A 25,675-nucleotide genomic window follows, 5' to 3' on the forward strand; every position below is an offset into this window, starting at 1 on the left:
GGCGTTACAGTTTCTTGGCTTTTTCCACTGCTTCTTCAATGGTGCCAACCATGTAGAACGCCTGCTCCGGCAGGTGGTCATAGTCGCCGTCCATAATGCCTTTGAAACCACGGATGGTGTCTTTCAGCGATACGAACTTGCCCGGAGAACCGGTGAAGACTTCTGCCACGAAGAACGGCTGAGACAGGAAGCGTTGGATCTTACGCGCACGGGATACGACCAGTTTGTCTTCTTCAGACAGCTCGTCCATACCCAAGATCGCGATGATATCTTTCAGTTCCTGGTAGCGTTGCAGAATGGACTGCACGCCACGCGCTACGTCGTAGTGCTCCTGGCCAACAACCAGCGGATCCAGCTGACGGCTGGTGGAATCCAGCGGGTCAACGGCCGGGTAGATACCCAGAGAAGCGATGTTACGGCTCAGTACCACGGTTGCGTCCAAGTGCGCAAAGGTGGTGGCTGGTGACGGGTCAGTCAAGTCATCCGCAGGAACGTAAACGGCCTGTACGGAAGTGATGGAACCGGTCTTGGTCGAGGTGATACGTTCTTGCAGAACGCCCATCTCTTCCGCCAGCGTTGGCTGATAACCTACCGCGGATGGCATACGGCCCAGAAGTGCGGACACTTCGGTACCGGCCAGGGTGTAACGGTAGATGTTGTCAACGAACAGCAGAACGTCACGGCCTTCGTCACGGAATTTCTCCGCCATGGTCAGGCCGGTCAGCGCAACGCGCAGACGGTTACCTGGTGGCTCGTTCATCTGGCCGTAAACCAGGGATACTTTGTCCAGAACGTTGGAGTCGGTCATTTCGTGGTAGAAGTCGTTACCCTCACGAGTACGCTCGCCCACGCCCGCAAACACGGAATAACCGGAGTGCTCGATCGCGATGTTACGGATCAGCTCCATCATGTTTACGGTTTTACCCACGCCCGCACCGCCGAACAGACCCACTTTACCGCCCTTGGCGAACGGACAAATCAGGTCCATTACCTTGATACCGGTTTCCAGCAGTTCCTGGGAGCTGGACAGCTCTTCGTAGCTTGGCGCCGCGCGGTGAATCGCCCAACGCTCTTCTTCACCGATGTCGCCTTTCATGTCGATCGGTTGACCCAATACGTTCATGATACGGCCCAGGGTAGCTTTACCCACCGGCACTTCAATCGGGTGGTCCAGGTTGTTCACTTTCAGACCGCGACGCAGACCGTCGGAGGTCCCCATTGCGATACAGCGAACCACGCCACCGCCCAGCTGTTGCTGAACTTCCAACACCAGTTTTTCGGTGCCGTTTTCTACCTCAAGGGCGTCGTACACTTTCGGTACGGCATCCTGAGGGAACTCGACGTCCACCACGGCGCCGATTACCTGGATAATCTTTCCAGTAGCCATCTTGAATCCTCTACGTAATTCGTAAACCTAGCTTAAACCGCGGAGGCTCCCGAAACGATCTCGGTGAGTTCCTGAGTGATGCTGGCCTGACGCGCCTTGTTGTATACCAACTGCAGCTCTTTGATCAGGCTACCGCCGTTATCGGTTGCGGCTTTCATCGCGACCATTCGTGCGGCCTGCTCGCTGGCCAGGTTTTCCACGACGCCCTGATAAACCTGCGACTCCACATAGCGGCGCAGCAAGGTATCAAGCAGCACTTTTGGATCGGGTTCATACAGGTAATCCCAAGGCGTTTTCTTCAGCTCTTCGTCATCGGCTGGCGGTAACGGCAGCAGCTGAAGCACCTGCGGCTCTTGGGACATCGTATTAACAAATTTGTTGCTGACAATGTACAGCTTGTCCAAACGACCTTCGTCGTAGGCCTGCAGCATCACTTTCACCGGCCCGATCAGATCCGACAGGGAAGGTTTGTCCCCCATGCCGGTCACCTGGGCAACCACGTTGCCACCCACGGAACCAAAGAAAGAGGCTGCTTTAGAGCCAATCAGCGCCAAATCGGTTTCGACGCCTTTTTCGGACCAGGCTTTCATCTCCGCCAGCAGCTTTTTGAACAGGTTGATGTTCAAGCCGCCACAGAGACCACGGTCAGTAGACACCACCAGATACCCGACGCGCTTAACGTCACGCTCATCCAGGTACGGGTGCTTGTACTCCAGATTCCCTAACGCAAGGTGACCAATCACTTTGCGCATGGTCTCTGCATAAGGACGGCTGGCCGCCATGCGATCCTGCGATTTACGCATTTTGGAGGCGGCGACCATTTCCATCGCTTTAGTGATCTTTTGCGTGTTTTGCACGCTAGCGATCTTACTACGTATCTCTTTTGCGCCGGCCATCTCTGCTTCTCCTCAGTGCCAGACGGCCTGCTGTCTTTCAACAGCAGGACCGTTCGGCGTTACCAGGACTGGGTTTTCTTGAAGGTCTCGAGGATGTCTTTCAACTTGCCCTCGATCTCATCATTGAAGTTGCCAGTTTGGTTGATGTGGTTCAGCAGCTCGGCGTGCTCGCGGTCCGCATAGGCGACCAGCGCGGCTTCGAAGCTCACCACTTTGGCGACTTCGACGTCGTTCAGGTAACCGCGTTCTGCGGCAAACAGCACCAGAGACTGTTGTGCGACCGACATCGGCGCATACTGTTTCTGTTTCAGCAGCTCGGTCACTTTCTGACCGTGGCTCAGCTGTTTGCGGGTCGCGTCGTCCAGATCGGATGCGAACTGGGAGAACGCAGCCAGTTCACGATACTGCGCCAGCGCGGTACGGATACCGCCGGACAGTTTCTTCATGATCTTGGTCTGCGCGGCGCCACCAACACGGGATACGGAGATACCCGGGTTAACTGCCGGACGAATACCGGAGTTGAACAGGTTGGATTCCAGGAAGATCTGACCATCGGTAATCGAGATTACGTTGGTCGGAACGAACGCGGAAACGTCACCCGCCTGGGTTTCAATGATCGGCAGAGCGGTCAGTGAACCGGTTTGGCCTTTAACTTCACCTTTGGTGAAGGCTTCAACGTATTCGGCGTTAACGCGCGCTGCACGCTCCAGTAAGCGGGAGTGCAGGTAGAATACGTCGCCTGGGTAAGCTTCACGACCTGGCGGACGACGAAGCAGCAGGGAAATCTGGCGGTAAGCAACGGCCTGTTTGGACAGGTCATCGTACACGATCAACGCATCTTCACCGCGGTCACGGAAGTATTCGCCCATTGCGCAACCGGCGTATGGCGCCAGGTATTGCAGTGCAGCGGATTCGGAAGCGGTCGCCACCACCACGATGGTGTTGGCCAGTGCGCCGTGCTCTTCCAGTTTGCGCACCACGTTAGCGATGGTGGACGCTTTCTGGCCGATAGCCACGTAAACGCATTTGATGCCGGAGTCGCGTTGGTTGATGATCGCATCGATCGCCAGCGCGGTTTTACCGGTCTGACGGTCACCGATCACCAGCTCACGCTGGCCACGGCCGATTGGAATCATGGCATCAACGGATTTGTAGCCAGTCTGAACCGGCTGATCAACGGATTGACGCTCGATAACGCCTGGCGCGATAGCTTCTACCGGAGAGAAACCGTCGTTCTCAATCGGGCCTTTGCCGTCGATTGGCGCGCCCAGGGTGTTAACTACGCGGCCCAGCAGACCACGACCGACTGGAACTTCCAGGATACGGCCGGTGCATTTAACCTTCATGCCTTCGGCCAGATCCGCGTACGGACCCATAACCACGGCACCTACGGAGTCGCGCTCCAGGTTCAATGCGATTGCGTAACGGTTGCCAGGCAGCGCGATCATTTCGCCCTGCATAACTTCGGCCAGGCCGTGTACGCGGATGATCCCGTCGCTGACGGAAACGATAGTACCTTCATTGTGAGCTTCGCTCACTACATTGAACTGAGCAATGCGCTGCTTGATCAGTTCGCTGATTTCGGTGGAATTCAGTTGCATGCTCCAGTCCCCTTAAGACTGCAAGACGTCTGTCAGGCGTTCAAGACGACCGCGAACGCTGCCATCAATCACCATATCGCCGGCGCGAACAACGATGCCGGCCAGTACAGACTTGTCAATTTTGCAATTCAGCTTAACTTTGCGTGACAGACGTTTTTCCATCGCAGCGGCGATTTTCGCCTGCTGTTCGTCGCTCAGCGCGCTCGCAGAGAGCACTTCGACTTCGACGGTGGATTCCAGCGAGGCGCGCAGTTCGATGAACTGCTGCAGCACGGCAGGAAGAACCAGTAAACGTCCATTTTCGGCCATTACGCGGATAAAGTTCTGGCCATGTTCGTCGAGCCGATCGCCACAAACCGCGATGAACGTCTTGGACAGCGTTTCTGGCGCGACCGCGCCAGACAGCAGTTCAGAAATCTGTTCATTGCGAGTGACTTCAGCCGCAAACGCCAGCATTTCCTGCCAGCGCTCTACGCTTTGGTGCTCAACGGCAAAGTCAAAAGCTGCTTTGGCGTAGGGGCGAGCTACAGTGACAAATTCAGACATCAGCCCCTCCCTCCTTACAGTTCAGCGACCAGTTTATCAACGATGTCGCTGTTAGCAGCTTCATCCACGGAACGTTCGATGATCTTCTCGGCGCCGGCAATTGCCAGCATCGCGACTTGCTTACGCAACTCTTCACGAGCGCGCTTACGTTCGGCTTCGATCTCAGCCTGAGCCTGCGCCACGATTTTGTTACGTTCCTGCTCGGCTTCGGCTTTCGCTTCATCCATGATCTGAGCTTTGCGTTTGTTCGCTTGCTCGATGATCACCTGAGCTTCTGCTTTAGCAGTTTTCAGCTGGTCGGTCGCATTGGCTTGCGCTAAGTCCAGATCTTTTTTGGCACGCTCTGCAGAAGCGAGGCCGTCAGCGATTTCTTTCTGACGTTTCTCGATGGCAGCCATGATCGGCGGCCATACGTACTTCATGCAGAACCAGACAAACAGAACGAACGCGATGGCCTGGCCGAGGATTGTTGCGTTAAGATTCACAGCACAATGCCTCTTTAAAAGTTAATAGTTTGGTTACGTCGTAGAGGGTTGCTCTACTTACGCGACGGCGAACATCACGTACAGACCCAGACCTACAGCGATCATCGGGATGGCGTCGACCAGACCCATAACGATAAAGAACTGTGTACGCAGCAGAGGAATCAGGTCAGGCTGACGAGCAGCGCCTTCCAAGAATTTACCACCCAGGATGCCGATACCGATCGCAGCACCGATTGCCGCTAAACCCATCATCACAGCGGCAGCCATGTACAGCAGATCCATACTCAGGTTTTCCATGACAGTCTCCAGTTTGTTTCAGTTTAAAAGTGCAAGTGTTTTAAGAAAATCAGTGCTCTTCAGACGCCATCGACAGATAGACGATCGTCAGAACCATGAAAATAAAGGCTTGAAGCGTAATGATCAGGATGTGGAAGATAGCCCAAGGCAAGCTCAGGACCCACTGTGACCACCACGGCAACAGGCCGGCAATCAGGATGAAGATCAACTCACCCGCATACATGTTGCCGAACAGTCGCAGACCCAGTGAAACAGGTTTGGACAGCAGGCTGACACCTTCAAGAATCAGGTTGATAGGAATGAATACAGGGTGGTTGAACGGCTGCATGGTCAACTCTTTAACGAACCCGCCAACGCCTTTCATTTTGATGCTATAGAACAGAATCAGGATAAACACGCCCAGCGCCATAGACAGCGTGACGTTCACGTCGGCGGTAGGCACGACGCGCAGCGCAGGCAGACCGAGAACGTGGGTGCCGAGATAAGGCAGGAAGTCAACCGGGATGAGGTCCATCAGGTTCATCAGGAACACCCAGACGAACACGGTCAGTGCCAACGGCGCAATGACCTTGCTCTTGCCGTGGTACATGTCGCGCACGCTGCTGTCGACGAAACCGACCACCAGCTCCACGGCGGTTTGCAGTTTACCCGGCACGCCGCTGGTGGCGTTTTTGGCCACTTTGCGGAAGATCACCAGGAAGAGCGCCCCGAGGACGACGGAGAAAAACATCGAGTCGAGGTTAATCGACCAAAACCCAGTCCCGACCTGAAGCTGCGTCAGGTGGTGACCGATATACTCCTGTGGAGTCAAGACTTCTCCTGCAGACATGATGCCTCTTACCCTTATTTAGTTAAGTTCGGTAACTGTTAATCACGGCCGGTGCCACTATCTGCACCACTAACACCGCTAAATAGGTCAGGCCAAGCGGTATAAACTCCGCCTTGAACACCCCCAGCGCCACGATCAGCAAAACGATGGTGATCACGACCTTTAGCCCCTCGCCGATGGCGAACGACCAGGCAACCCTACCGGGCGCCGGCGTTTGCGCCTGATGGCGCAAGGCAAACAGCATAAACATTGCACTCGGCAACCAGGCGGCGAGACCGCCTGCCAGCGCCGAAGCGCTCCATTCCGGGCTTTTCAGCCAGAAAGCAACGCTGATCAGAACAAAAGTCATTAACTGCAAAAACAGCAGTTTGCGTGCGACTTTCCCGCTGTAAAGGGACACAGACATGACGTTTGTTCTCTCCGTACCCCAGAGGGGGTATGCTGAGTGACGTATACAACTGTTTTTGCTGTCCTGAGTCAAGCAGCAAAAAACGAGCAAATTATACGGGGCATACCAACGAATTCAATCGATAAGTAGCGAAAAGGTGAACAATTATTTAAATTTCCCTATTCCAGCCTATTTTCACAAGAAAACGGTCGGAATAATAGGGCGCATTTAATTGTCTGATTATTCCAGCGTTGCGTTTAGAAACGCGAAGCCGATCACAGTAATGTCCCTTCCTGATTTATAGCCGATGGTCAACCAAACCGTCTTTAGCAATTTGAGCGATCAAAAGATTATATAAATCAAAACATTATCAGTTAACTGTTCAAAAACAATCCGTATACCCGATGAAAACCTTTTATTGACAAGCAGCGGGGCAATATTCCAACAGCCAATTAACATTAGCAGCAAACGCCAATCTTTCGCACATGATTGCTAACGTGACTATTTCCAAATGCAATTACTCTATTGTCGCTAATTAGCCGCGTTTTTTGTGTTAATAGGAAGTAAATTAACTAAAAAAAGCGACCAACTAATTAGCCTGCTTATCTTTCTGCCTGGTACTGCCTTTAATTCACGCTTGTTTGATCAAAAGCAAACTCAGTTTGCCTTAAGAATCACCAGATGGCGTTCGCCTTCCAGTTCAGGCACCTGCAGCCGCACGATAGACTCCAGGCTAACGCCCGCCGGCAACTGCGCCAGCTCTTCATCCGGGCGCACGCCTTTCAACGCGTAAAAACGCCCCTGCCCTTTCGCCGGCAGGTGATGGCACCAAGACAGCATATCCTGCAGCGAAGCGAACGCGCGGCTGATCACGCCGTCGAACGGTGGCTCGGCCGGAAACTCCTCAACGCGGCTCTGCACCGGCTCGATATTGTTCAGGCCCAGCTCATGTTGCACCTGACGCAGGAAACGCACGCGCTTGCCCAGGCTGTCGAGCAGCGTGAAATGCGCGTCCGGGCGCACGATCGCCAGCGGAATGCCCGGCAAGCCGGGGCCGGTGCCGACATCGATAAAACGCGAGCCCTGCAGATGCGGGTTGACCACGATGCTGTCGAGGATGTGGCGCACCAGCATTTGCTGCGGATCGCGCACCGACGTGAGGTTATAAGCCTTGTTCCACTTATCCAGCATGCCGACATAGCCCAGCAGCTGCTGTTTCTGCTGATCGGGCAGCTCAATGCCTGCTGCCGCGAGCAGCGAGTCTAATTTTTTTTGCACAACGGATCCTTTGGCAGGCGCTGAACGACCAGCGGATGGTTAGCTGGCGCAATGAGGCGCCTATGATAATTCAGGGCGCAAGTGATGTCAGCGGCCGTTTGGCTACGGGATGAGCAAACGGCCGCCTGGATGCGGGATTTATGCGCTGCGGCGCAGCAGTCCCTGCTTTTTCAGCCAGATCAGCAAAATCGAGATCGCCGCCGGCGTAATGCCGGAGATGCGCGAAGCCTGGCCGATGGAGTTCGGTTTGTGATCGTTCAGCTTGGCGATCACCTCGTTCGACAGCCCAGAAACCTGACGGTAGTCGAGATCCAACGGCAGCACGGTGTTCTCGTTGCGCTGTTGTTTTTCGATCTCTTCCTGCTGACGAGCGATGTAGCCTTCGTATTTGACCTGGATCTCGACCTGTTCGGCGGCTTGTACGTCGTCCAGCGGCGGCGCGAAGGCCTCGGTGCCGGTCAACTGCGCGTAATCCATCTCCGGGCGGCGCAGCAGCTCTTCGCCGTTCGCTTCGCGCGACAGCGGCGCTTTCAGCAGCGCATTGACCTGTTCGACGTTCTCGGCGTGCGGGTGCATCCAGATGTCGCGCAGGCGCTGACGTTCGCGTTCGATTCGCTCCAGCTTCTCGCTGTAACGCGCCCAACGCACGTCGTCCACCAGGCCGAGTTCACGGCCTTTTTCCGTCAGGCGGAGATCGGCGTTGTCTTCGCGCAGCATCAGACGATACTCGGCGCGCGAGGTAAACATGCGGTACGGTTCTTTGGTGCCGAGGGTGCTGAGATCGTCCACCAGCACCCCCAGGTAGGCCTGATCGCGACGTGGCGCCCAGCCTTCCTGTTCGTCGGCGAAGCGCCCGGCGTTCAGGCCGGCCAACAGGCCCTGCGCAGCGGCTTCTTCATACCCGGTGGTGCCGTTGATCTGGCCGGCGAAGAACAGCCCCTGAATGAATTTGCTTTCCAGCGTCGGCTTCAGATCGCGCGGATCGAAGAAATCGTACTCGATGGCATAACCAGGGCGAATAATACGCGCGTTCTGCATCCCTTCCATCGAACGGACGATCTGCATCTGCACGTCGAACGGCAGGCTGGTGGAAATGCCGTTAGGGTAAATTTCGTTGCTGGTCAGGCCTTCCGGTTCGAGGAAGATCTGGTGCGCGTTGCGATCGGCAAAGCGCATGACCTTGTCTTCGATCGACGGGCAGTAACGTGGGCCGATCCCTTCGATGATCCCGGCATACATCGGGCTGCGATCGAGGTTATTGCGGATCACGTCATGGGTTTTTTCATTGGTGTGGGTGATGTAGCACGCCATTTGTTCCGGGTGCTGGCTGGCATCGCCCAGGAACGAGAATACCGGCACCGGCGTATCGCCGTGTTGTGGCGCCAGTACGCTGAAATCGATAGTGCGGGCGTCGATGCGCGGCGGCGTACCGGTTTTCAAGCGGTTGACGCGCAGCGGCAGCTCACGCAAACGCTGCGACAGCGAGATCGAAGGAGGATCCCCGGCGCGGCCGCCGCTGTAATTCTCCAGGCCGATATGGATCTTGCCGTCCAGGAAGGTGCCGACGGTCAATACCACCGCTTTGGCGCGGAATTTCAGGCCCATTTGGGTGACGGCGCCCACTACGCGATCGTTTTCGACGATCAGATCCTCAACCGGCTGTTGGAAGATCATCAGGTTGGGCTGGTTCTCCAACGCGGTGCGGATCGCCTGGCGATACAGTACGCGATCCGCCTGCGCGCGAGTAGCGCGAACGGCAGGGCCTTTGCTGGCGTTTAGTATCCTAAACTGGATGCCGGCATGATCGATCGCCGTGGCCATCAGGCCGCCGAGTGCATCAATTTCCTTAACCAGATGCCCTTTACCAATACCGCCAATCGCCGGGTTACAGGACATCTGTCCCAGCGTATCGATATTGTGTGTCAATAATAAAGTCTGACGCCCCATGCGCGCCGCGGCCATGGCGGCCTCGGTACCTGCATGGCCACCACCGATGATGATGACGTCAAATTGATCTGGATAAAACATGGAACTGCACCTCGCCGTATTGCGAACGATCGTATTTGCCCTGGGGTGGGGGATTCTACTCAAGTTTAGACGATCGACCAAGCGGTCAGGATCGTCGGTAATTAAAAGAAGATCTTTTTTATTTAAAGATCTCTTTATTAGATCTCTTATTAGGATCGCGATCCTCTGTGGATAAGTAACTATTCACGAAGAAGATCAGCAGATTAAGGAGGATCGTTTGCTGTGAATGATCGGTGATCCCGACGCAGATAAGCTGGGATCTAAAAGGCTTGTTATACACAGGACAAAAAGCGACCTACGGTTGTTATTTGGATAACTACGGCTTTTACCCTGCTTTTAAGCTTAGTTATCCACAATCGTTCGCGCGATCTTTAGACAAACTAGAGTAAATTAATCCAGTTTTTTACCCATTCCTCGGCCGGATCCTCGGGAATTTCATGCTCGGTTACGTCGATCTCGAGACGATCGCCGATCCTTTTCGCGCCTCTGGCGATCAGCAGATCGTCGATCTGTTTGATCGCGCCGCAGAAGATGTCGTATTCCGAACTGCCCAAACCGACGGCACCGAACTGCACCTCGGAAAGATCCGGCTGTTGTTCGGCGATCTGCTCCAGCAGCGGCTGAAGGTTATCCGGCAGTTCGCCGGCGCCGTGCGTGGAAGAGACTACCAGCCAGCGGCCGGTCAACGGCAGTTCATCCAGTTCAGGGCCGTGCAGCATCTCGGTAGAGAAACCCGCGTCTTCCAGCTTTTCAGCCAAATGTTCAGCCACGTATTCGGCGCTGCCAAGCGTACTGCCACTGATCAGAGTAATATCTGCCATGAACCAACGATCCCAACCTTCTCACTCAAAGTGGCTGCATTGTACGCTGTGAATCGGCTGGGATCTACCTGTGGATAATGTGGGTATGCAATTTGGCGGGTTACGGCACGATGGTGCGCATAATGGGGTTCTGCAGCGAGATCAGCGTTTCGGTAGACTGGATCTCGTCGATGGTCTGGATCTTGTTGATAAGTACCTGCTGCAGTGCGTCGATCGATCGGCACATCACCTTGATAAAGACGCTGTAGTGGCCGGTGGTGTAATAGGCTTCCACCACTTCCTCCAGGCTTTCCAGCTTTTTCAGCGCCGAAGGGTAGTCCTTGGCGCTCTTTAATATGATGCCGATAAAGCAGCACACATCGTAGCCCAGCTGTTTGGGGCTGACGTCGATGCGCGCGCCGGTGATGATCCCGGCCTGTTTCATCTTCTCTACCCGCACATGAATGGTGCCGGGGCTGACGGCAAAGTTTTTCGCCAGTTCGGCGTACGGCGTGCGCGCGTTGTCCATCAGAGCGTTGAGGATGCCGCGATCGAGATTATCGATCTGATAAATTTCCGCCATTTAATCCCCCATTAATTAACGATTGTTGAATTCTGTCCGGATAAAAATGAACGATTAAAAGTGAAAAGGCAATATTGATTAATGGATATTGAATTGACATGTCATTTTGTTGCTTAATCGATGGCAACAGAGACAGGTTTACAAGAGATACGGCAATGAAAAAACAGTTTATCCAAAAACAACAACAAATCAGCCAGGTCAAATCCTTCTTCTCCCGCCAGCTGGAGCAACAGCTTGGCCTGATCGAAGTGCAGGCGCCGATCCTCAGCCGTCTGGGCGACGGCACGCAGGATAACCTCTCCGGCAGCGAGAAAGCGGTGCAGGTTAAGGTGAAAACCCTGCCGGACGCCACCTTCGAAGTGGTGCATTCATTGGCGAAATGGAAACGTAAAACGCTGGGCAGCTATGATTTCGGCGCCGGCGAAGGCCTGTACACCCATATGAAGGCGCTGCGCCCGGATGAAGATCGCCTGACGCCTATCCACTCGGTGTACGTCGATCAGTGGGACTGGGAGCGGGTGATGGGCGACGGAGAGCGCAGCCTGGACTACCTGAAAAGCACCGTGCGCAGCATTTACGCCGCCATCAAGGCGACGGAGGCGGAAGTCAGCCGCGAGCATGGTCTGACCCCGTTCCTGCCGGAACAGATCCACTTTGTGCACAGCGAAACCCTGCTGCAGCGTTACCCGGATCTGGACGCCAAAGGGCGCGAGCGGGCGATCGCCAAAGAGCTGGGCGCGGTATTCCTGATCGGCATCGGCGGCAAGCTGTCGCACGGCAAATCGCACGATGTGCGGGCGCCGGATTATGATGACTGGACCACGCTGGCGGCGGATGGCCTGGCGGGCCTGAACGGCGATATCGTGGTGTGGAACCCGGTGCTGCAGGACGCTTTCGAGCTGTCCTCTATGGGCATCCGCGTCGACGCCGCCGCGCTGAAACGTCAGCTGGCGCTGACCGGCGATGAAGAGCGCATGAAGCTGGAGTGGCACCAGTCGCTGCTGCGCGGCGATATGCCGCAGACCATCGGCGGCGGCATCGGTCAGTCGCGCTTGGTGATGCTGCTGCTGCAACTGTCGCATATCGGCCAGGTGCAGTGCGGCGTGTGGTCGCCGGAAGTGCGCGGGGCGGTCGAAGGCCTGCTCTGATCCCGCCTAGCGCCGCCAGCGGCGCATCAAACGGCTTTTCAGCCCGGTATCGAAGCGCCAGATATGATCGAAGATGCGCATGATGCCGGGTTTGCCGTAGGCGGACATCGCCACCGCATGGAAACGCTGCTGGTGGCTTTGCTGCTGCTGTTTCACCTTCTTTATTACCTCCTCCGGCAACCGCTGAGCGATAAAATCGGAAATGATCACCGCATCGGCGTCGAACCAGCCGCTCTCCGCCATTTTAGTGACGGTGGCGTTCAGGCAGGCCGCCAGATCGGTGCCGCCGCGAAACTGCTGGCCGAGAAAGCGCACCGCCTGTTCGATGCCGCTGGCGGCGGTGAGCTCGTAATGCACGATCTGGTTGGCGAACAGCATGATGTAGCAACGGCGGTTGTCCGCCAGCGCAATGCGCAGCAGCGCCAGGCAGAACGCCTTGGCGCACTGTTCGTTGAAGCCGCCCATCGATCCTGAGGTGTCCACGCAGACGATAAACGGCCCGCGCGGCTGTTGATCCTGCTGCTGGTGGGTGACCTGGCGGATCAGGATCTGCTCCTGCCAGACGTCGCCCTGCAGGCGGTAGCTCAGCAGTCGCTTTTCCAGCAGGCGGCGATAAAATTCGAACTCCAGCTCTTCAATGCCCAGCGTCGCCAGCTCCGGCGGCAGCAAGCGCAGGATGTCGTCGCTCTGATGAATGCCGCTCACTTCTTCCGGTAGCGTGGCCGGCACCTGCACCATCACCCTGAACGGCTCCGGCTGCGCGTCCTGTTGCTGCACCGCCTTGGCCTGATAGCTGCGGCCCAACTGCTGCGCCAGCTTTTTCAGCTCCGGCTGCTGCTGCAAAAAGTTGCCGTACTCCACCAGCCGCTGGTAATCGCCGCGCTGTAGCTGGCCTTTGCTCATGTCCCACAGCCTGCCGGCGGCGGTGTCGTTTTCCGACAGCAGCGGCTCCAGCGCGCCGCTCAGCGCCAATCGCTCCTGCAGTTCCGCCATCAGTTGCTCGCGCTCCTGTTCCAGCAGCTGGTGGTGCAGCATGGTGGCCTGCAGCGTCAGGCTGATGCGCCAGCGCTGCAGGAACAGGGTTTGGAAGCTGTCGTCCAGCGGATGATTGGGCAGATCGGCGGCGTCCACCAGCGCGCGCGCCTGTTCATAAAACGGCGAGACCAGCTGGCGCAGCAGCTCCATCGTGTCGTTGAGGTTGTGATAGAACTGGGTGTTGTTCTCCAGCTGGCACTGTTGGTAGCGGTAAAATTCCTGCGCCAGCGCCGGCGGCACCATAGCTTCTTGCAGACGCTCCTTGAGCTGCAGTTTCCAGCGTGGCAGATCGCGATCCAGCGCCCGGCGAAGGGCCGGAAACTTTTTAAAGAACACCGACAGCTGCGGCGCCGCCAGCATGCCGACGATCATCTCCTCGATCATTTCGCCTTCGGCGATCGCCAGCAGCAGATCGAGCGTCTCCAGACTGAGCATGGTTACTGGCCGCGCATTTGCTGCAGTTGCTGTTTAACCTGCTCCGCCACCTGCAGCAGACTGGCTTCGATCTTGGCCAGACCGGCGGCGGGTGTGAACAGACAGGGCTGATGTTGGCTGAAGGCGCGGCGCTGCTCCGCCAGGCGTTGGGCCAACGCGTCCATTTCGTCCAGCAGCGCCTGCGGCGTGGCGGTGGCCTGTTTGCCCGGCAGCGCCAGCAGCGACGGCTGGCGGCTGACGTCCAGCACCGTCAGGTGCAGTTGGTCGTCGACCTCCAAATCGATCGGCTGCGCGAAGCCGATGCCGTTCAGCTTGGCGCGCACGTCGCCGCCTTTTTGCAGCCAGTTGTCCAGCACGCTGCTTTCGATGCTCAGATGGTTGACCTGAATGTCATGCAGCTGCAGCGGCTTTTGCAGCAACAGGGTGAGGGTGCCGCCGGCGAACGGCGTGGCCGGCGCGTATTGCGGTTTACGGCTGAACATGCCGCCCTTTTTCACCAGGCTGATGGCCTGCCGGTCGCTTTGTTGCTGCTGATCCTGCAGCCAGCGGGTGTGGATTTGTTGCAGTTGGATCAGCATCGACTGTTGCTGGTAGGCCGATTCGGTCAGCAACTGATCGATCTGCTGTTGCAGTAGCTTCAGCGAGGTGAGATCGTGCCACAGGCAGTCTTTCAGCAGCATCAGGTCGAGCGGGGCGATGGCGTCGCGCCCGCTGAAGAAGGCGCAGGCCTGCAGCAGGCGCAGGGCCTTTTTCCAGCGTCGGTCAGAGACGTACGGCGCCTGTTCCAGCGCGTCCAGCCGCTGGCGCAGCTGGAAAATCAGCTCAAAGCAGGCTTCCGGCAGCGCCACCTTATCGATCTGCGGCTGCCACTGCAGAAACTCTTCGTCGCTGACGCTCAGCGCCGCCGGCACCGGGTTTTGGCTTTCGCTCTGGCGGTTGACCAGCAGCGAGCGGAAATTCTGCTTATCCTGCACCTTATCCAGCCACAGGCGGATCAGCATGCGGTCATATAAGGCTTCGAGGCTGTTGTCCGCTTCGGGCAGTTCGTTGGAGGCGGTGACCAGCAGGCGCAGCGGGATCGGTTCTTCGCTGTTGCCGTTGCGAAAGCGCCGTTCGTTGATCGCCGTCAGCAGGGTGTTGAGGATCGCCGGGCCGGCCTTCCAGATCTCGTCCAGAAACACGATCTCCGCTTCCGGCAGGTAGCCGGCGGTCAGGCGCTGATAGCGCCCCTCATCTTTCAGCGCCTGAATGGAGAGCGGGCCGAAGACCTCTTCCGGCGTGGAAAAGCGCGTCATCAGGTATTCAAAGGAGCGGGCGTTGCGGAAGGCAAACTTCAGCCGGCGCGCGATCAGGCTCTTGGCGATGCCGGGCGGGCCGAGCAGGAATACGCTTTCGCCGCTCAGCGCCGCCAGCAGGCACAGGCGAATCGCTTCTTGCCGCTCATAAAGACCGCTCTCCAGCGCGCTGCTGAGGCGGGAAATTCGTTCTGCCAGAAGGGATGATGGCGTCATATAATTGTCGCATTGTCCGAGAGTTAGCCAATCTTGGTCGATAATCCGATGATAAACCACCATTATTTTTAGTGGTATAGCTTGTTGATTAGTAATATTTTTCTAAGTTGAGCCGGATATCCGGTTCACATTTTGTTTATTTTTCGGCTCTGATATAAGGGTAGGCAAGCCGTATAAATGGTGCATACTGTGCGGCTTTCTGGTGGGCGTGACGGATCTTTGAGCCCGTATTTTGCCTGATGCGGATGCATCGCTAACGGATGTTCTGATAAAGAAACGAATTATGAGCGCAGAGCATAAGCAGTCCTTATCGGCGGTAACCCTGGCGGCCATCGGCGTGGTCTACGGTGATATCGGCACCAGCCCTCTCTATACGTTGAGAGAGTGTTTCTCCGGCCATTACGGCTTCGATGTTCGTCCAGACGTGGTTTTCGGCTTCCTGTCGCTGATTTTCTGGATGCTGATCGTGATCGTTTCCCTCAAATATCTCACCTACGTGATGCGCGCGGACAACGCCGGCGAGGGCGGCATTCTGACGCTGATGTCGCTGGCCGGGCGCAACACTTCGGCGCGCACCACCGCGGTGCTGGTGATACTGGGCCTGATCGGCGGCAGCTTCTTCTATGGCGAGGTGGTGATCACCCCGGCTATCTCGGTGATGTCGGCGATAGAGGGGCTGGAAATCGCCGCGCCTGCGCTCGATGCCTACATCGTGCCGCTCTCCATTCTGGTGCTGACGCTGCTGTTCGTTATTCAAAAGCACGGTACCGGCAGCGTCGGCAAGCTGTTCGCCCCGGTGATGCTGCTGTGGTTCATCGTGTTGGCGGTGCTGGGCGCGCGCAGCATCATTTCGAACCCGGAAGTGCTGCAGGCGCTGAACCCCAAATGGGCGCTCAACTTCTTCATGGAATATAAGAAGGTGTCGTTCTTTGCGCTGGGGGCGGTGGTGCTGTCGATCACCGGCGTCGAGGCGCTGTATGCCGATATGGGGCACTTCGGCAAGTTCCCGATCCGCCTGGCCTGGTTCACCGTGGTGCTGCCTTCGCTGGTGCTCAACTACTTCGGCCAGGGCGCGCTGCTGCTGAAAAACCCTGAGGCGATCAAAAACCCGTTCTTCCTGCTGGCACCCGACTGGGCGCTGATCCCGCTGCTGATTCTGGCGACCCTGGCGACGGTGATCGCTTCGCAGGCGGTGATTTCCGGCGTCTTCTCGCTGACCCGCCAGGCGGTGCGCCTGGGCTATTTGTCGCCGATGCGCATTATTCACACCTCGGAAATGGAATCCGGCCAGATCTACATTCCAGTGATCAACTGGACGCTGTACATCTCGGTGGTGCTGGTGATTGTCGGTTTCGAACACTCCAGCAACCTGGCGGCGGCGTACGGCATCGCCGTCACCGGCACCATGGTGCTGACCAGCATTCTGGTCACCTCGGTGGCGATCAACAACTGGCACTGGAATCGCTTCCTGGCGCTCGGCATCGCTGCCATCTTGCTGATCATCGACGTGCCGATGTTCTCCGCCAATGCCCTGAAGCTGTTCTCCGGCGGCTGGTTGCCGCTGACCTTGGCGCTGGTGATGTTTATCATTATGACCACCTGGAAGAGCGAGCGCTTCCGCCTGCTGCGCCGCCTGCATGAACACGGCAACTCGCTGGAGGCGATGATCGCCTCGCTGGAGAAATCGCCGCCGGTGCGGGTGCCGGGTACCGCGGTGTTCCTGTCGCGCGCCACCAACGTCATTCCTTTTGCGCTGCTGCACAACCTGAAGCACAACAAGGTGCTGCATGAGCGCGTGGTGCTGCTGACGCTGCGCACCGAGGATGCGCCTTACGTGCACAACGTGCGCCGGGTGACCATCGAACAGCTGTCGCCGACCTTCTGGCGGGTAGTGGCCAGCTACGGCTGGCGGGAAACGCCGAACGTCGAGGAGGTATTCCACCGCTGCGGGCTGGAAGGGTTGCCGTGCCGCATGTCGGAGACCTCGTTCTTCATGTCCCATGAATCGCTGATCCTCACCAAGCGGCCGTGGTACCTCTACCTGCGCGGCAAGCTGTTCGTCGCCCTGAGCCGCAACGCGCTGCGCGCGCCGGATCAGTTTGAGATCCCGCCGAACCGGGTCATCGAGCTCGGCACACAGGTCGAGATCTAACCCGCCAGACAGGGGCTCAGCATGGCTGAGCCCCTTTTGTTTGCGCATTGTTCGTGCGTGAACGAAACGTTTCGATAGCGATCACACTTCTGCATTGTCCCGGTTGCCTTCCCCTGCCGTTTTTTTAAACTCCCCCAGAGAGCGAAACGTTTCGCTAGCGGAGTGAGAAGATGAAAAAAGGCGTATTACTGAATTCCGACGTGTCTGCCGTGATTGCCCGGCTGGGGCATACCGACCAGCTCACCCTGTGCGACGCGGGCCTGCCGATACCGGCGGCGACGCAGCGCATCGATCTGGCGCTGACGCAGGGCGTGCCGACCTTCATGCAGGTGTTCGCGGCGGTCACGCAAGAGATGCAGGTAGAAAGCGCCATCCTGGCGGAAGAGATCGTGAAACAGAATCCGTCGCTCCACGAGGCACTGTTGGCTGAACTGACCGCACTGGGCCAACGCCAGGGCAATACCATCAGCGTGCGTTATATCAGCCATCAGGCGTTTAAAGCGCAAACCGAGCACAGCCGGGCGGTGATCCGCAGCGGGGAGTGTTCGCCTTACGCGAACCTGATCCTGTGCGCCGGCGTAACTTTCTGAGGCGTTTATGCAACCTTTACTGCAACTGAAAGGGATTGATAAAGCCTTTCCCGGCGTGAAGGCGCTTTCCGGCGCCGCCCTCAGCGTTTATCCCGGCAAGGTGATGGCGCTGGTGGGGGAAAACGGCGCCGGGAAGTCCACCATGATGAAAGTGCTGACCGGCATCTATCAGAAAGACGCCGGCAGCCAGTATTTTCTCGGTAACGAGGTGGCGTTCAACGGGCCTAAAGATTCGCAGGAAGCGGGCATCGGCATTATCCATCAGGAGCTGAACCTGATCCCGCAGCTGACGATTGCGGAAAACATCTTCCTCGGCCGCGAGTTCGTCAACCGTTTCGGCCGCATTGACTGGAAGCGTATGTACGCCGAGGCCGATCGCTTGCTGGCGCGCCTCAACCTGCGCTACAGCAGCCACCGGCTGGTGGGCGAGCTGTCGATCGGCGATCAGCAGATGGTGGAGATCGCCAAGGTGCTGAGCTTCGAATCGAAAGTGATCATCATGGACGAACCGACCGACGCGCTGACCGACACCGAAACCGCCTCGCTGTTCAAAGTGATCAACGAGCTGAAGGCCGAAGGGCGCGGCATCGTTTATATCTCGCACCGCCTGAAAGAGATTTTTGAAATCTGCGACGACGTGACCGTGTTCCGCGACGGGCAGTTTATCGCCGAGCGGCCGGTGAGCGAGCTGCAGGAAGATTCGCTGATTGAGATGATGGTCGGCCGCAAGCTGGAAGAGCAATACCCGCGCCTTGATTTGCCGCGCGGGGAAAAACGGTTGGAAGTCAGCCACCTTTCCGGCCCCGGCGTTGAGGACGTCAGTTTTACGCTGTATCGCGGCGAGATCCTCGGCGTGGCCGGGCTGATGGGCGCCGGGCGCACCGAACTGATGAAGATCCTGTACGGCGCCGCGCCGCGCAAGGCCGGCACCGTCAGCCTGGATGGCCGCGAGGTGGTCACCCATTCGCCGCAGGACGGGTTGGCGAACGGCATCGTCTATATCTCGGAAGACCGCAAGCGCGACGGCCTGGTGCTGGGCATGTCGGTGAAGGAAAACATGTCGCTGACCGCGCTGCGCTACTTCAGCCGCGCCGACGGCAGCCTGAAACAGGCCGACGAGCGGCAGGCGGTGGGGGATTTCATCCGGCTGTTTAATATCAAAACGCCGTCGATGGAACAGCCGATCGGTCTGCTTTCCGGCGGCAATCAGCAAAAAGTGGCGATCGCCCGCGGCCTGATGACTCGGCCGAAGGTGCTGATCCTCGATGAGCCGACGCGCGGCGTCGACGTCGGCGCCAAAAAAGAGATCTATCAGTTAATCAACCAGTTCAAGCAGGAAGGGCTGAGCATCATTCTGGTGTCTTCGGAGATGCCGGAGGTGATGGGCATGAGCGATCGCATTCTGGTGATGCACGAAGGGCATCTCAGCGGCGAGTTCCCGATTGAACAGGCCACCCAGGAAGCGTTGATGGCGGCAGCCGTCGGCAAGCAATACGGCGTAAAGCAGGAGTAATCAGATATGAGTTCCCAGACTATCGCAGCCAAGCGCTGGTTCAGTAAAGAGTGGCTGTTAGAGCAGAAGTCGTTGATTGCGCTGCTGGTGCTGATCGCCGTGGTCTCTTCCATGAGCCCGAACTTCTTCACCCTGAACAATCTGTTCAATATTCTGCAGCAAACCTCGGTGAACGCCATCATGGCGGTGGGGATGACGCTGGTGATCCTTACGTCCGGCATCGATCTGTCGGTGGGATCGCTGCTGGCGCTGACCGGCGCGGTGGCGGCGTCGATCGTCGGCTTTGAGGTCAACGCGCTGGTGGCGGTGGCGGCGGCATTGGCGCTGGGCGCCGCGGTTGGCGCCTGCACCGGGGTGATCGTCGCCAAAGGCAAAGTGCAGGCCTTTATCGCCACGCTGGTGATGATGCTGCTGCTGCGCGGCGTCACCATGGTGTACACCAACGGCAGCCCGGTCAACACCGGTTTCACCGACGTGGCCGACACCTTCGGCTGGTTCGGCATCGGCCGCCCGCTGGGCGTGCCTACGCCGATCTGGATCATGGCGATCGTGTTCATCGCCGCCTGGTATATGCTGCACCATACGCGCCTGGGCCGCTATATTTATGCCCTGGGCGGCAATGAAGCGGCAACCCGCCTTTCCGGCATCAGCGTCGATAAGGTGAAGATTATCGTCTACTCGCTGTGCGGCCTGCTGGCGGCGCTGGCCGGGGTGATCGAAGTGGCGCGCCTGTCGTCGGCGCAGCCGACCGCCGGCACCGGCTATGAGTTGGACGCCATCGCCGCCGTGGTGCTGGGCGGCACCAGCCTGGCCGGCGGCAAGGGCCGCATCGTCGGCACGCTGATCGGGGCGCTGATCCTCGGCTTCCTGAACAACGGCCTGAATTTACTGGGTGTTTCTTCCTACTACCAAATGATCGTGAAGGCAGTGGTGATACTGCTGGCGGTTCTGGTAGATAACAAAAGCAACAAGTAACCTCCCCCTACAGGAATCACGATGATGAAAATGAAAAAACTGGCAACCTTAGCTTCCGCCATTGCGCTGAGCGCCACCCTGAGCGCCAATGCCATGGCCAAAGACACCATCGCGCTGGTGGTATCCACCCTCAACAACCCGTTCTTCGTCTCGATGAAGGATGGCGCGCAGCAAGAGGCCAACAAGCTGGGCTACAACCTGGTGGTGCTGGATTCCCAGAACAACCCGGCGAAAGAGCTGGCCAACGTGCAGGATCTGATGGTGCGCGCGCCCAAGCTGCTGCTGATCAACCCGACCGACTCCGATGCGGTGGGCAACGCCATCAAGATGGCCAACCAGGCTAAGATCCCGGTCATCACGCTGGACCGCGTGGCGAGCAAGGGCGAGGTGGTGAGCCACATCGCTTCGGACAACCGCGTGGGTGGCAAAATGGCCGGCGACTTCATCGCCAAGAAAGTAGGCGCCGATGCCAAGGTGATTCAGCTGGAAGGCATCGCCGGCACTTCCGCCGCGCGTGAACGCGGTGAAGGCTTCAAGCAGTCGCTTGATCAGAATAAATTCAAACTGTTGGCCAGCCAGCCGGCCGATTTCGATCGCACCAAGGGCCTGAACGTGATGCAGAACCTGCTGACCGCGCACCCGGACGTGCAGGCGGTGTTCGCCCAGAACGATGAAATGGCGCTGGGTGCGCTGCGCGCGCTGCAAACCGCCGGTAAAACCGACGTGATCGTGGTAGGCTTCGACGGCACCGCCGACGGCGTGAAAGCGGTTGAAGGCGGCAAGCTGGCGGCGACCGTGGCGCAGCGTCCCGATCAGATCGGCGTGATCGGTGTGGAAACCGCCGATAAAGTGCTGAAAGGCGAAAAAGTGCCGGCGACCATCCCGGTCGATTTGAAACTGGTCACTAAATAAGTCATACCAGCGCCATCGGAACGGGGCGTTTACGATGGCGCGCAATTCAGGAATCAATGCGATGGAAACAGGTAAGCTGGTGGTTCTTGGCAGCATCAATGCCGACCATATCCTCAATATTGAACACTTCCCCCACCCGGGCGAAACGGTGATCGGGAAACAGTATAAGGTGGCGTTTGGCGGCAAGGGCGCGAATCAGGCGGTGGCGGCCGGGCGCAGCGGGGCGGAGATCGCCTTTATCGCCTGCGTGGGCGCCGACGATATTGGCGAACGTGTCCGCCGGCAGCTGGCGAGCGATCGCATTGATACCCAACCGATTGAAGCCATCGCCGACAGCACCACCGGCGTGGCGCTGATCTTCGTCAACGCCGAAGGCGAGAACGTGATTGGCATCGATGCCGGCGCCAACGCGGCGGTGACGCCGGATTACCTGGCACGCTACCAACAAAAAGTGATCGACGCCGATGCCCTGCTGATGCAGCTGGAGTCGCCGCTGGAGACGGTGATCGCCGCCGCCCGCCTGGCGAAGCAGCATCACACGCAAGTGATCCTCAACCCGGCCCCGGCGCGTGAGCTGCCGGAGGAGCTGCTGGGCATGATCGATATGATTACCCCGAATGAAACCGAAGCCCAGCGCCTGACCGGCATCGCCGTGGACAACGACGCCGATGCGGCGCGCGCGGCGCAGGCGCTGCACGACAAAGGCATCGCGACGGTGATTATCACCCTCGGCAGCCGCGGCGTGTGGCTGAGCGAAAACGGCAACGGCAAACGGGTGCCCGGCTTCAAGGTGCAAGCGGTGGATACCATCGCCGCCGGCGATACCTTTAACGGTGCGCTGGTCACTGCCCTGTTGGAAGGCAAGGCCATGGCCGACGCGGTGCGTTTCGCCCATGCGGCGGCGGCGATCGCCGTGACCCGCCCTGGCGCGCAGCCTTCGGTGCCGTGGCGTGAAGATATCGACGCCTTCTTGCAGCAGCAGGGGTGATCCTTTGGCCACCATGAAAGATGTCGCCCGCCTGGCGGGCGTTTCAACCTCTACAGTTTCGCATGTGGTCAACAACAATCGCTTTGTCAGCGACAGCGTGCGCGACAAGGTCATGGCGGCCGTAGAACAGCTGAACTATGCGCCTTCCGCGCTGGCGCGCAGCCTGAAGCTCAATCAGACGCGCACCATCGGCATGCTGGTGACCGCCAGCAACAACCCGTTTTATGCCGAAGTGGTGCGCGGCGTGGAGCGCAGCTGCTATGAACGCGGCTACAGTTTAATCCTGTGCAATACCGAAGAAGACGCCGCGCGCATGAACCGCAGCATGGAGACGCTGCTGCAAAAGCGCGTCGACGGTTTGCTGCTGATGTGCACCGAAAACCACCGGCCATCGCAAGATGCCCTGAGCCGCTACCCGTCATTGCCGATCGTGATGATGGACTGGGCGCCATTCGAGGGCGCCAACGACATTATTCAAGATAACTCGCTGCTGGGCGGCGAGATGGCGACCGATCATCTGATCGCCCGTGGCTACCGCAAAATCGCCTGCATCGCCGGCCCGCAGGATAAAACCACCGCCCGTCACCGGCTGGAAGGCTATCGCAACGCGATGCGGCGCGCCGGATTGCCGGTTCCGCCAGGGTATGAAGTGCATTGCGATTTTGAGTTTGAGGGCGGCGTGAACGCCATGCGCCAACTGCTGGCGCTGGACGAGCCGCCGCATGCGGTGTTCGCCGGCAACGACGCGGTGGCGGTGGGCGTTTATCAGGCGCTGTATCAGGCCGGGCTCTCCGTGCCGCAGGATATGGCGGTGATGGGCTACGATGACATTGAGCTGGCGCGCTATCTGGCGCCGCCGCTGAGCACCATTCATCAGCCGAAGGATTCGCTGGGCGAACTGGCGATCGATGCGCTGATCAATCGCCTGCAAAACCCGGAGCGCGCCCCCCAGGTGCTGGTGCTGACGCCCGAGCTGGTGGAACGCGCCTCGGTGGGCCGCCGTTAACTCGCCGCCTTCGCTTCTTTCTTGCTTTCCTGGCCGCTGATCAAATTGCGGCCATCCTTCCTTCTCAGCAACATAAACACCAGCGCCGATGCCACGGTGACGATCCCCATGGTGATAAAGGTGTAATGGAAGTGGTCGATCATGGTGCCTAACGACAGAGATTCGTAAAAACGCAGCACCGCCGCGCTGATCGCCACGCCGAAGCTGATGGACAGCTGTTGGGTGACCGCCAGGACGCTGTTGCCGGCGCTGGCGTTGGCGTCGTTCAAATCCGCCAGGCTGATGGTGTTCATGGCGGTGAACTGGGTGGACATCGCCATGCCCAGCACGAACAGCGGCAGGATCATCAGCCACAGCGGCATGCCCGGGCTTTGCAGGGCGAACTGGGCGATCAGCACCCCGATGATGACGGTGATGCCGACCAGCGTTTTACGGTAGCCGAACCAGCGCAGCACCTGAGTGACGGTGGATTTCGCCATCAGCGAACCGATGGCGGTCGGTGCCATCATGCAGCCGGCGACGATCGCCGTGTAGCCGAATCCCACCTGCAGCATGAGCGGCATTAAAAACGGCACGCAGCCGGTGCCCAGCCTGGAGGCGACGTTGCCGGCGATGCCGACCGAGAAAGTGCGGGTTTTGAACAGGTCGAGACCGATCAGCGGCTGAGGATGACGGCGGGCGTGCGCGATGTAGCCGAACAGCATCACGAAGCCGCTGAGCAGAATGCCCAGCGAAACGTAGCTCGCCAGTACCCGCTCGCCAAACAGTTCCAGCCCGGTAGAGATCAGCACCAGGCTCAGGCCGAACAGCATAAAGCCAAGGAAGTCGAAGCGGCGCTTGGGCGTGGTGAAGTCCGGCATGTATTTACGTGCATAGAAGATGCCGAGCAGGCCGATAGGGATATTGATCAGGAAAATCCAGTGCCAGGTGGCGTAGGTGACCAGCCAGCCGCCCAGCAGCGGCCCCAGAATCGGCCCGACCAGGCCGGGCATGGTGACGAAGTTCAGCACCGGCAGCAGTTCGCTGCGCGGGTAGGCGCGCAGCAGCGCCAATCGCGCGACCGGCATCATCATCGCGCCGCCGATGCCCTGCAGCACGCGAGAGGCGACCAGCGCGCTCAGCGTAGGGGACAGAGCGCACAGCAGCGAGCCGAGGGTGAATAACGTGACGGCGAAGATGAACACGCGCCGGGTGCCGAAGCGGTCCGCCAGCCAGCCGCTGACCGGGATCAGCATCGCCACCGTCAGCGTGTAGCTGATGACGGCCGATTGCATCGCCAGCGGCGAACGCCCCAGACTTTGGGCGATCGCCGGCAGCGCGGTATTGAGGATAGTGGCGTCCAGCGCCTGCATAAAGAACGCCATTGCGGCGATCCACGGAAGTCCTGCCATACTGCGCGCGGATTGGGTCATGGTCGGTCCTGGTTAAATGGTCGTCTGTCCCTCGTCTCTTTCTTCTATATATAAGCGGGGAGCGTGTCTAGTCTTTCTCTTTCAGCAGTATCTGGCAGGCGACGAGCGCGCCAGCGCTGTCTCCGGCGAGTATCGCATCGACGATAGCCTGATGATGGCGCAGCTTGATCACTTCATTGCCGGTGATGGCGCGGAAGTAGCTTTGGTACACCGAACTGAACAGGTTGGCGAACGAGGTCAGGAACGGGTTGCCGCTGGCTTCGTAGATGAGCTGGTGGAATTGGGTATCGACCTGGATCCAACGCTCGCGATCAAACTGGGTATGCAGCGCGCGCATTTCCGCCATCAGCTCCGCCAGCAGCTTGGTTTGCTGCGGGCTGGCGTGGTTTGCCGCCAACGCGCAGGCCTGCGGCTCCAGCGAGGTACGCAGGATAAGGAAGTGTTGCATCACCTGATCGAAGTTTTCCCGCGTCATCCACCAGGTCAGTAAATCCTGATCGAGGAAATTCCATTGGCTCTGCGGCATCACGCGGGTGCCGATGCGCGGGCGCGGTAGCAGCATGCCTTTGGCGGCTAACATCTTTACCGCTTCGCGTACTGCGGTGCGGCTGACGCCGAATTGCTCGCCCAGTTCCATTTCACCGGGCAGGATGCTGCCGGCCTGATAATCGCCCGCCAGAATTTGTTGGCCAAGTTTCTCTGCAAGCAGATAAGAAAGATTGCGTTGGGCGGCCTGTTGTTGTGCATTTAACGGCATGGCTGCGGGTCCTTACTGACATCGTTATTTCTATTTTACTCCAGTGATCGCCAGCTTTTATGGCTGTTTGCCTGAAAAAGTGACATAAATTCGTCGCTTTTTCGCCCTTTTGTTGAAAAAAAG

24 protein-coding genes are annotated in these 25,675 nt (G+C 58.3%); 8 read left to right on the top strand and 16 right to left on the bottom strand.

What is annotated here, in order from left to right:
- Window positions 1-4: 4 nt before the first annotated feature.
- The 12 genes from atpD to asnC all read right to left on the bottom strand — a co-directional run bounded on the left by atpD (window position 5) and on the right by asnC (window position 11,118).
- Window positions 5-1,387, bottom strand: a complete 1,383-nt coding sequence (gene atpD, locus ACJ8IM_RS16880; RefSeq protein WP_004933813.1) for a F0F1 ATP synthase subunit beta — start codon at window positions 1,385-1,387, stop codon at window positions 5-7.
- Between the two features lie 32 nt (window positions 1,388-1,419).
- The gene (atpG, locus tag ACJ8IM_RS16885) at window positions 1,420-2,283 is read right to left on the bottom strand and encodes a F0F1 ATP synthase subunit gamma (protein WP_004933811.1); all 864 of its coding nucleotides are present in this window, start codon (window positions 2,281-2,283) and stop codon (window positions 1,420-1,422) included.
- A gap of 59 nt (window positions 2,284-2,342) precedes the next feature.
- A complete protein-coding gene (gene atpA, locus ACJ8IM_RS16890) occupies window positions 2,343-3,884 on the bottom strand; it encodes a F0F1 ATP synthase subunit alpha (RefSeq protein WP_004933808.1) in 1,542 nt (513 codons plus the stop codon).
- Window positions 3,885-3,896: 12 nt separating this feature from the next.
- Window positions 3,897-4,430, bottom strand: a complete 534-nt coding sequence (gene atpH / locus ACJ8IM_RS16895) for a F0F1 ATP synthase subunit delta (protein ID WP_033649565.1) — start codon at window positions 4,428-4,430, stop codon at window positions 3,897-3,899.
- A 14-nt stretch (window positions 4,431-4,444) separates the two neighbouring features.
- Window positions 4,445-4,915 (bottom strand): F0F1 ATP synthase subunit B, encoded by a 471-nt coding sequence (gene atpF, locus ACJ8IM_RS16900; protein ID WP_004933804.1) that lies wholly within the window; start codon window positions 4,913-4,915, stop codon window positions 4,445-4,447.
- A gap of 57 nt (window positions 4,916-4,972) precedes the next feature.
- Window positions 4,973-5,212 carry a F0F1 ATP synthase subunit C gene (gene atpE / locus ACJ8IM_RS16905; protein WP_004093904.1) on the bottom strand — a complete coding sequence of 80 codons (240 nt, stop codon included), beginning with the start codon at window positions 5,210-5,212 and terminating at the stop codon, window positions 4,973-4,975.
- Window positions 5,213-5,261: 49 nt separating this feature from the next.
- Complete coding sequence (gene atpB / locus ACJ8IM_RS16910) at window positions 5,262-6,041, bottom strand: F0F1 ATP synthase subunit A (protein ID WP_025160299.1); 780 nt, start codon at window positions 6,039-6,041, stop codon at window positions 5,262-5,264.
- A gap of 22 nt (window positions 6,042-6,063) precedes the next feature.
- Window positions 6,064-6,447: a F0F1 ATP synthase subunit I gene (gene atpI / locus ACJ8IM_RS16915; protein ID WP_004933796.1), complete on the bottom strand. Its 384-nt coding sequence runs from the start codon at window positions 6,445-6,447 to the stop codon at window positions 6,064-6,066.
- 639 nt (window positions 6,448-7,086) lie between these two features.
- Window positions 7,087-7,707: a 16S rRNA (guanine(527)-N(7))-methyltransferase RsmG gene (rsmG, locus tag ACJ8IM_RS16920; protein ID WP_033649566.1), complete on the bottom strand. Its 621-nt coding sequence runs from the start codon at window positions 7,705-7,707 to the stop codon at window positions 7,087-7,089.
- Window positions 7,708-7,845: 138 nt separating this feature from the next.
- The gene (mnmG, locus tag ACJ8IM_RS16925) at window positions 7,846-9,735 is read right to left on the bottom strand and encodes a tRNA uridine-5-carboxymethylaminomethyl(34) synthesis enzyme MnmG (protein ID WP_033649567.1); all 1,890 of its coding nucleotides are present in this window, start codon (window positions 9,733-9,735) and stop codon (window positions 7,846-7,848) included.
- 380 nt (window positions 9,736-10,115) lie between these two features.
- Window positions 10,116-10,556, bottom strand: coding sequence for an FMN-binding protein MioC (gene mioC / locus ACJ8IM_RS16930; RefSeq protein ID WP_033649568.1), 441 nt, complete (start codon window positions 10,554-10,556; stop codon window positions 10,116-10,118).
- Window positions 10,557-10,656: 100 nt separating this feature from the next.
- On the bottom strand, window positions 10,657-11,118 hold the full coding sequence (gene asnC / locus ACJ8IM_RS16935; RefSeq protein ID WP_004933786.1) for a transcriptional regulator AsnC: 462 nt from the start codon (window positions 11,116-11,118) through the stop codon (window positions 10,657-10,659).
- A gap of 155 nt (window positions 11,119-11,273) precedes the next feature.
- Here asnC and asnA point away from each other — a divergent pair, with 155 nt between their 5' ends.
- A complete protein-coding gene (gene asnA / locus ACJ8IM_RS16940; RefSeq protein ID WP_033653943.1) occupies window positions 11,274-12,266 on the top strand; it encodes an aspartate--ammonia ligase in 993 nt (330 codons plus the stop codon).
- A 6-nt stretch (window positions 12,267-12,272) separates the two neighbouring features.
- Here asnA and viaA read toward each other — a convergent pair whose 3' ends face one another.
- Window positions 12,273-13,736, bottom strand: coding sequence for an ATPase RavA stimulator ViaA (viaA, locus tag ACJ8IM_RS16945; RefSeq protein ID WP_033649569.1), 1,464 nt, complete (start codon window positions 13,734-13,736; stop codon window positions 12,273-12,275).
- A gap of 2 nt (window positions 13,737-13,738) precedes the next feature.
- Window positions 13,739-15,247 carry an ATPase RavA gene (ravA, locus tag ACJ8IM_RS16950; protein WP_086556989.1) on the bottom strand — a complete coding sequence of 503 codons (1,509 nt, stop codon included), beginning with the start codon at window positions 15,245-15,247 and terminating at the stop codon, window positions 13,739-13,741.
- Between the two features lie 283 nt (window positions 15,248-15,530).
- Between ravA and kup the strand changes: the two genes are divergently transcribed.
- The 7 genes from kup to rbsR all read left to right on the top strand — a co-directional run bounded on the left by kup (window position 15,531) and on the right by rbsR (window position 23,383).
- Window positions 15,531-17,399 carry a low affinity potassium transporter Kup gene (gene kup / locus ACJ8IM_RS16955; protein WP_033636508.1) on the top strand — a complete coding sequence of 623 codons (1,869 nt, stop codon included), beginning with the start codon at window positions 15,531-15,533 and terminating at the stop codon, window positions 17,397-17,399.
- A gap of 170 nt (window positions 17,400-17,569) precedes the next feature.
- Window positions 17,570-17,989, top strand: a complete 420-nt coding sequence (gene rbsD, locus ACJ8IM_RS16960) for a D-ribose pyranase (RefSeq protein ID WP_033649571.1) — start codon at window positions 17,570-17,572, stop codon at window positions 17,987-17,989.
- Window positions 17,990-17,996: 7 nt separating this feature from the next.
- Complete coding sequence (rbsA, locus tag ACJ8IM_RS16965; RefSeq protein WP_033636505.1) at window positions 17,997-19,502, top strand: ribose ABC transporter ATP-binding protein RbsA; 1,506 nt, start codon at window positions 17,997-17,999, stop codon at window positions 19,500-19,502.
- A gap of 6 nt (window positions 19,503-19,508) precedes the next feature.
- Window positions 19,509-20,477, top strand: a complete 969-nt coding sequence (gene rbsC, locus ACJ8IM_RS16970; RefSeq protein ID WP_019455467.1) for a ribose ABC transporter permease — start codon at window positions 19,509-19,511, stop codon at window positions 20,475-20,477.
- Window positions 20,478-20,501: 24 nt separating this feature from the next.
- On the top strand, window positions 20,502-21,389 hold the full coding sequence (gene rbsB / locus ACJ8IM_RS16975; RefSeq protein WP_033638632.1) for a ribose ABC transporter substrate-binding protein RbsB: 888 nt from the start codon (window positions 20,502-20,504) through the stop codon (window positions 21,387-21,389).
- A gap of 61 nt (window positions 21,390-21,450) precedes the next feature.
- Window positions 21,451-22,377, top strand: a complete 927-nt coding sequence (gene rbsK / locus ACJ8IM_RS16980) for a ribokinase (RefSeq protein ID WP_033653942.1) — start codon at window positions 21,451-21,453, stop codon at window positions 22,375-22,377.
- Window positions 22,378-22,381: 4 nt separating this feature from the next.
- Window positions 22,382-23,383, top strand: a complete 1,002-nt coding sequence (rbsR, locus tag ACJ8IM_RS16985; RefSeq protein ID WP_025160301.1) for a ribose operon transcriptional repressor RbsR — start codon at window positions 22,382-22,384, stop codon at window positions 23,381-23,383.
- On the opposite strand, the gene mdtD is transcribed toward rbsR, so the two are convergent.
- Window positions 23,380-24,795, bottom strand: a complete 1,416-nt coding sequence (mdtD, locus tag ACJ8IM_RS16990; RefSeq protein WP_025160302.1) for a multidrug transporter subunit MdtD — start codon at window positions 24,793-24,795, stop codon at window positions 23,380-23,382. The two genes, rbsR and mdtD, sit on opposite strands and share 4 nt — an antisense overlap.
- Window positions 24,796-24,862: 67 nt before the next feature.
- The gene (locus ACJ8IM_RS16995; protein WP_033653941.1) at window positions 24,863-25,552 is read right to left on the bottom strand and encodes a FadR/GntR family transcriptional regulator; all 690 of its coding nucleotides are present in this window, start codon (window positions 25,550-25,552) and stop codon (window positions 24,863-24,865) included.
- Between the last annotated feature and the right edge of the window lie 123 nt (window positions 25,553-25,675).

This window comes from Serratia sp. CY33525 (assembly GCF_052169115.1).
Lineage (GTDB): Bacteria > Pseudomonadota > Gammaproteobacteria > Enterobacterales > Enterobacteriaceae > Serratia > Serratia sarumanii.

Excerpts from the sequence above, each read along its gene's own strand:
- atpH (WP_033649565.1), bottom strand. The coding sequence starts at position 4,430 with ATGTCTGAATTTGTCACTGTAGCTCGCCCCTACGCCAAAGCAGCTTTT.
- rbsC (WP_019455467.1), top strand. The coding sequence starts at position 19,509 with ATGAGTTCCCAGACTATCGCAGCCAAGCGCTGGTTCAGTAAAGAGTGG.
- mioC (WP_033649568.1), bottom strand. The coding sequence starts at position 10,556 with ATGGCAGATATTACTCTGATCAGTGGCAGTACGCTTGGCAGCGCCGAA.
- atpI (WP_004933796.1), bottom strand. The coding sequence starts at position 6,447 with ATGTCTGTGTCCCTTTACAGCGGGAAAGTCGCACGCAAACTGCTGTTT.
- mdtD (WP_025160302.1), bottom strand. The coding sequence starts at position 24,795 with ATGACCCAATCCGCGCGCAGTATGGCAGGACTTCCGTGGATCGCCGCA.
- atpA (WP_004933808.1), bottom strand. The coding sequence starts at position 3,884 with ATGCAACTGAATTCCACCGAAATCAGCGAACTGATCAAGCAGCGCATT.
- rbsA (WP_033636505.1), top strand. The coding sequence starts at position 17,997 with ATGCAACCTTTACTGCAACTGAAAGGGATTGATAAAGCCTTTCCCGGC.
- asnA (WP_033653943.1), top strand. The coding sequence starts at position 11,274 with ATGAAAAAACAGTTTATCCAAAAACAACAACAAATCAGCCAGGTCAAA.
- mnmG (WP_033649567.1), bottom strand. The coding sequence starts at position 9,735 with ATGTTTTATCCAGATCAATTTGACGTCATCATCATCGGTGGTGGCCAT.
- ravA (WP_086556989.1), bottom strand. The coding sequence starts at position 15,247 with ATGACGCCATCATCCCTTCTGGCAGAACGAATTTCCCGCCTCAGCAGC.
- atpG (WP_004933811.1), bottom strand. The coding sequence starts at position 2,283 with ATGGCCGGCGCAAAAGAGATACGTAGTAAGATCGCTAGCGTGCAAAAC.
- atpB (WP_025160299.1), bottom strand. The coding sequence starts at position 6,041 with ATGTCTGCAGGAGAAGTCTTGACTCCACAGGAGTATATCGGTCACCAC.
- atpD (WP_004933813.1), bottom strand. The coding sequence starts at position 1,387 with ATGGCTACTGGAAAGATTATCCAGGTAATCGGCGCCGTGGTGGACGTC.
- asnC (WP_004933786.1), bottom strand. The coding sequence starts at position 11,118 with ATGGCGGAAATTTATCAGATCGATAATCTCGATCGCGGCATCCTCAAC.
- viaA (WP_033649569.1), bottom strand. The coding sequence starts at position 13,736 with ATGCTCAGTCTGGAGACGCTCGATCTGCTGCTGGCGATCGCCGAAGGC.
- rbsD (WP_033649571.1), top strand. The coding sequence starts at position 17,570 with ATGAAAAAAGGCGTATTACTGAATTCCGACGTGTCTGCCGTGATTGCC.
- atpE (WP_004093904.1), bottom strand. The coding sequence starts at position 5,212 with ATGGAAAACCTGAGTATGGATCTGCTGTACATGGCTGCCGCTGTGATG.
- rbsK (WP_033653942.1), top strand. The coding sequence starts at position 21,451 with ATGGAAACAGGTAAGCTGGTGGTTCTTGGCAGCATCAATGCCGACCAT.
- kup (WP_033636508.1), top strand. The coding sequence starts at position 15,531 with ATGAGCGCAGAGCATAAGCAGTCCTTATCGGCGGTAACCCTGGCGGCC.
- ACJ8IM_RS16995 (WP_033653941.1), bottom strand. The coding sequence starts at position 25,552 with ATGCCGTTAAATGCACAACAACAGGCCGCCCAACGCAATCTTTCTTAT.
- rbsB (WP_033638632.1), top strand. The coding sequence starts at position 20,502 with ATGAAAATGAAAAAACTGGCAACCTTAGCTTCCGCCATTGCGCTGAGC.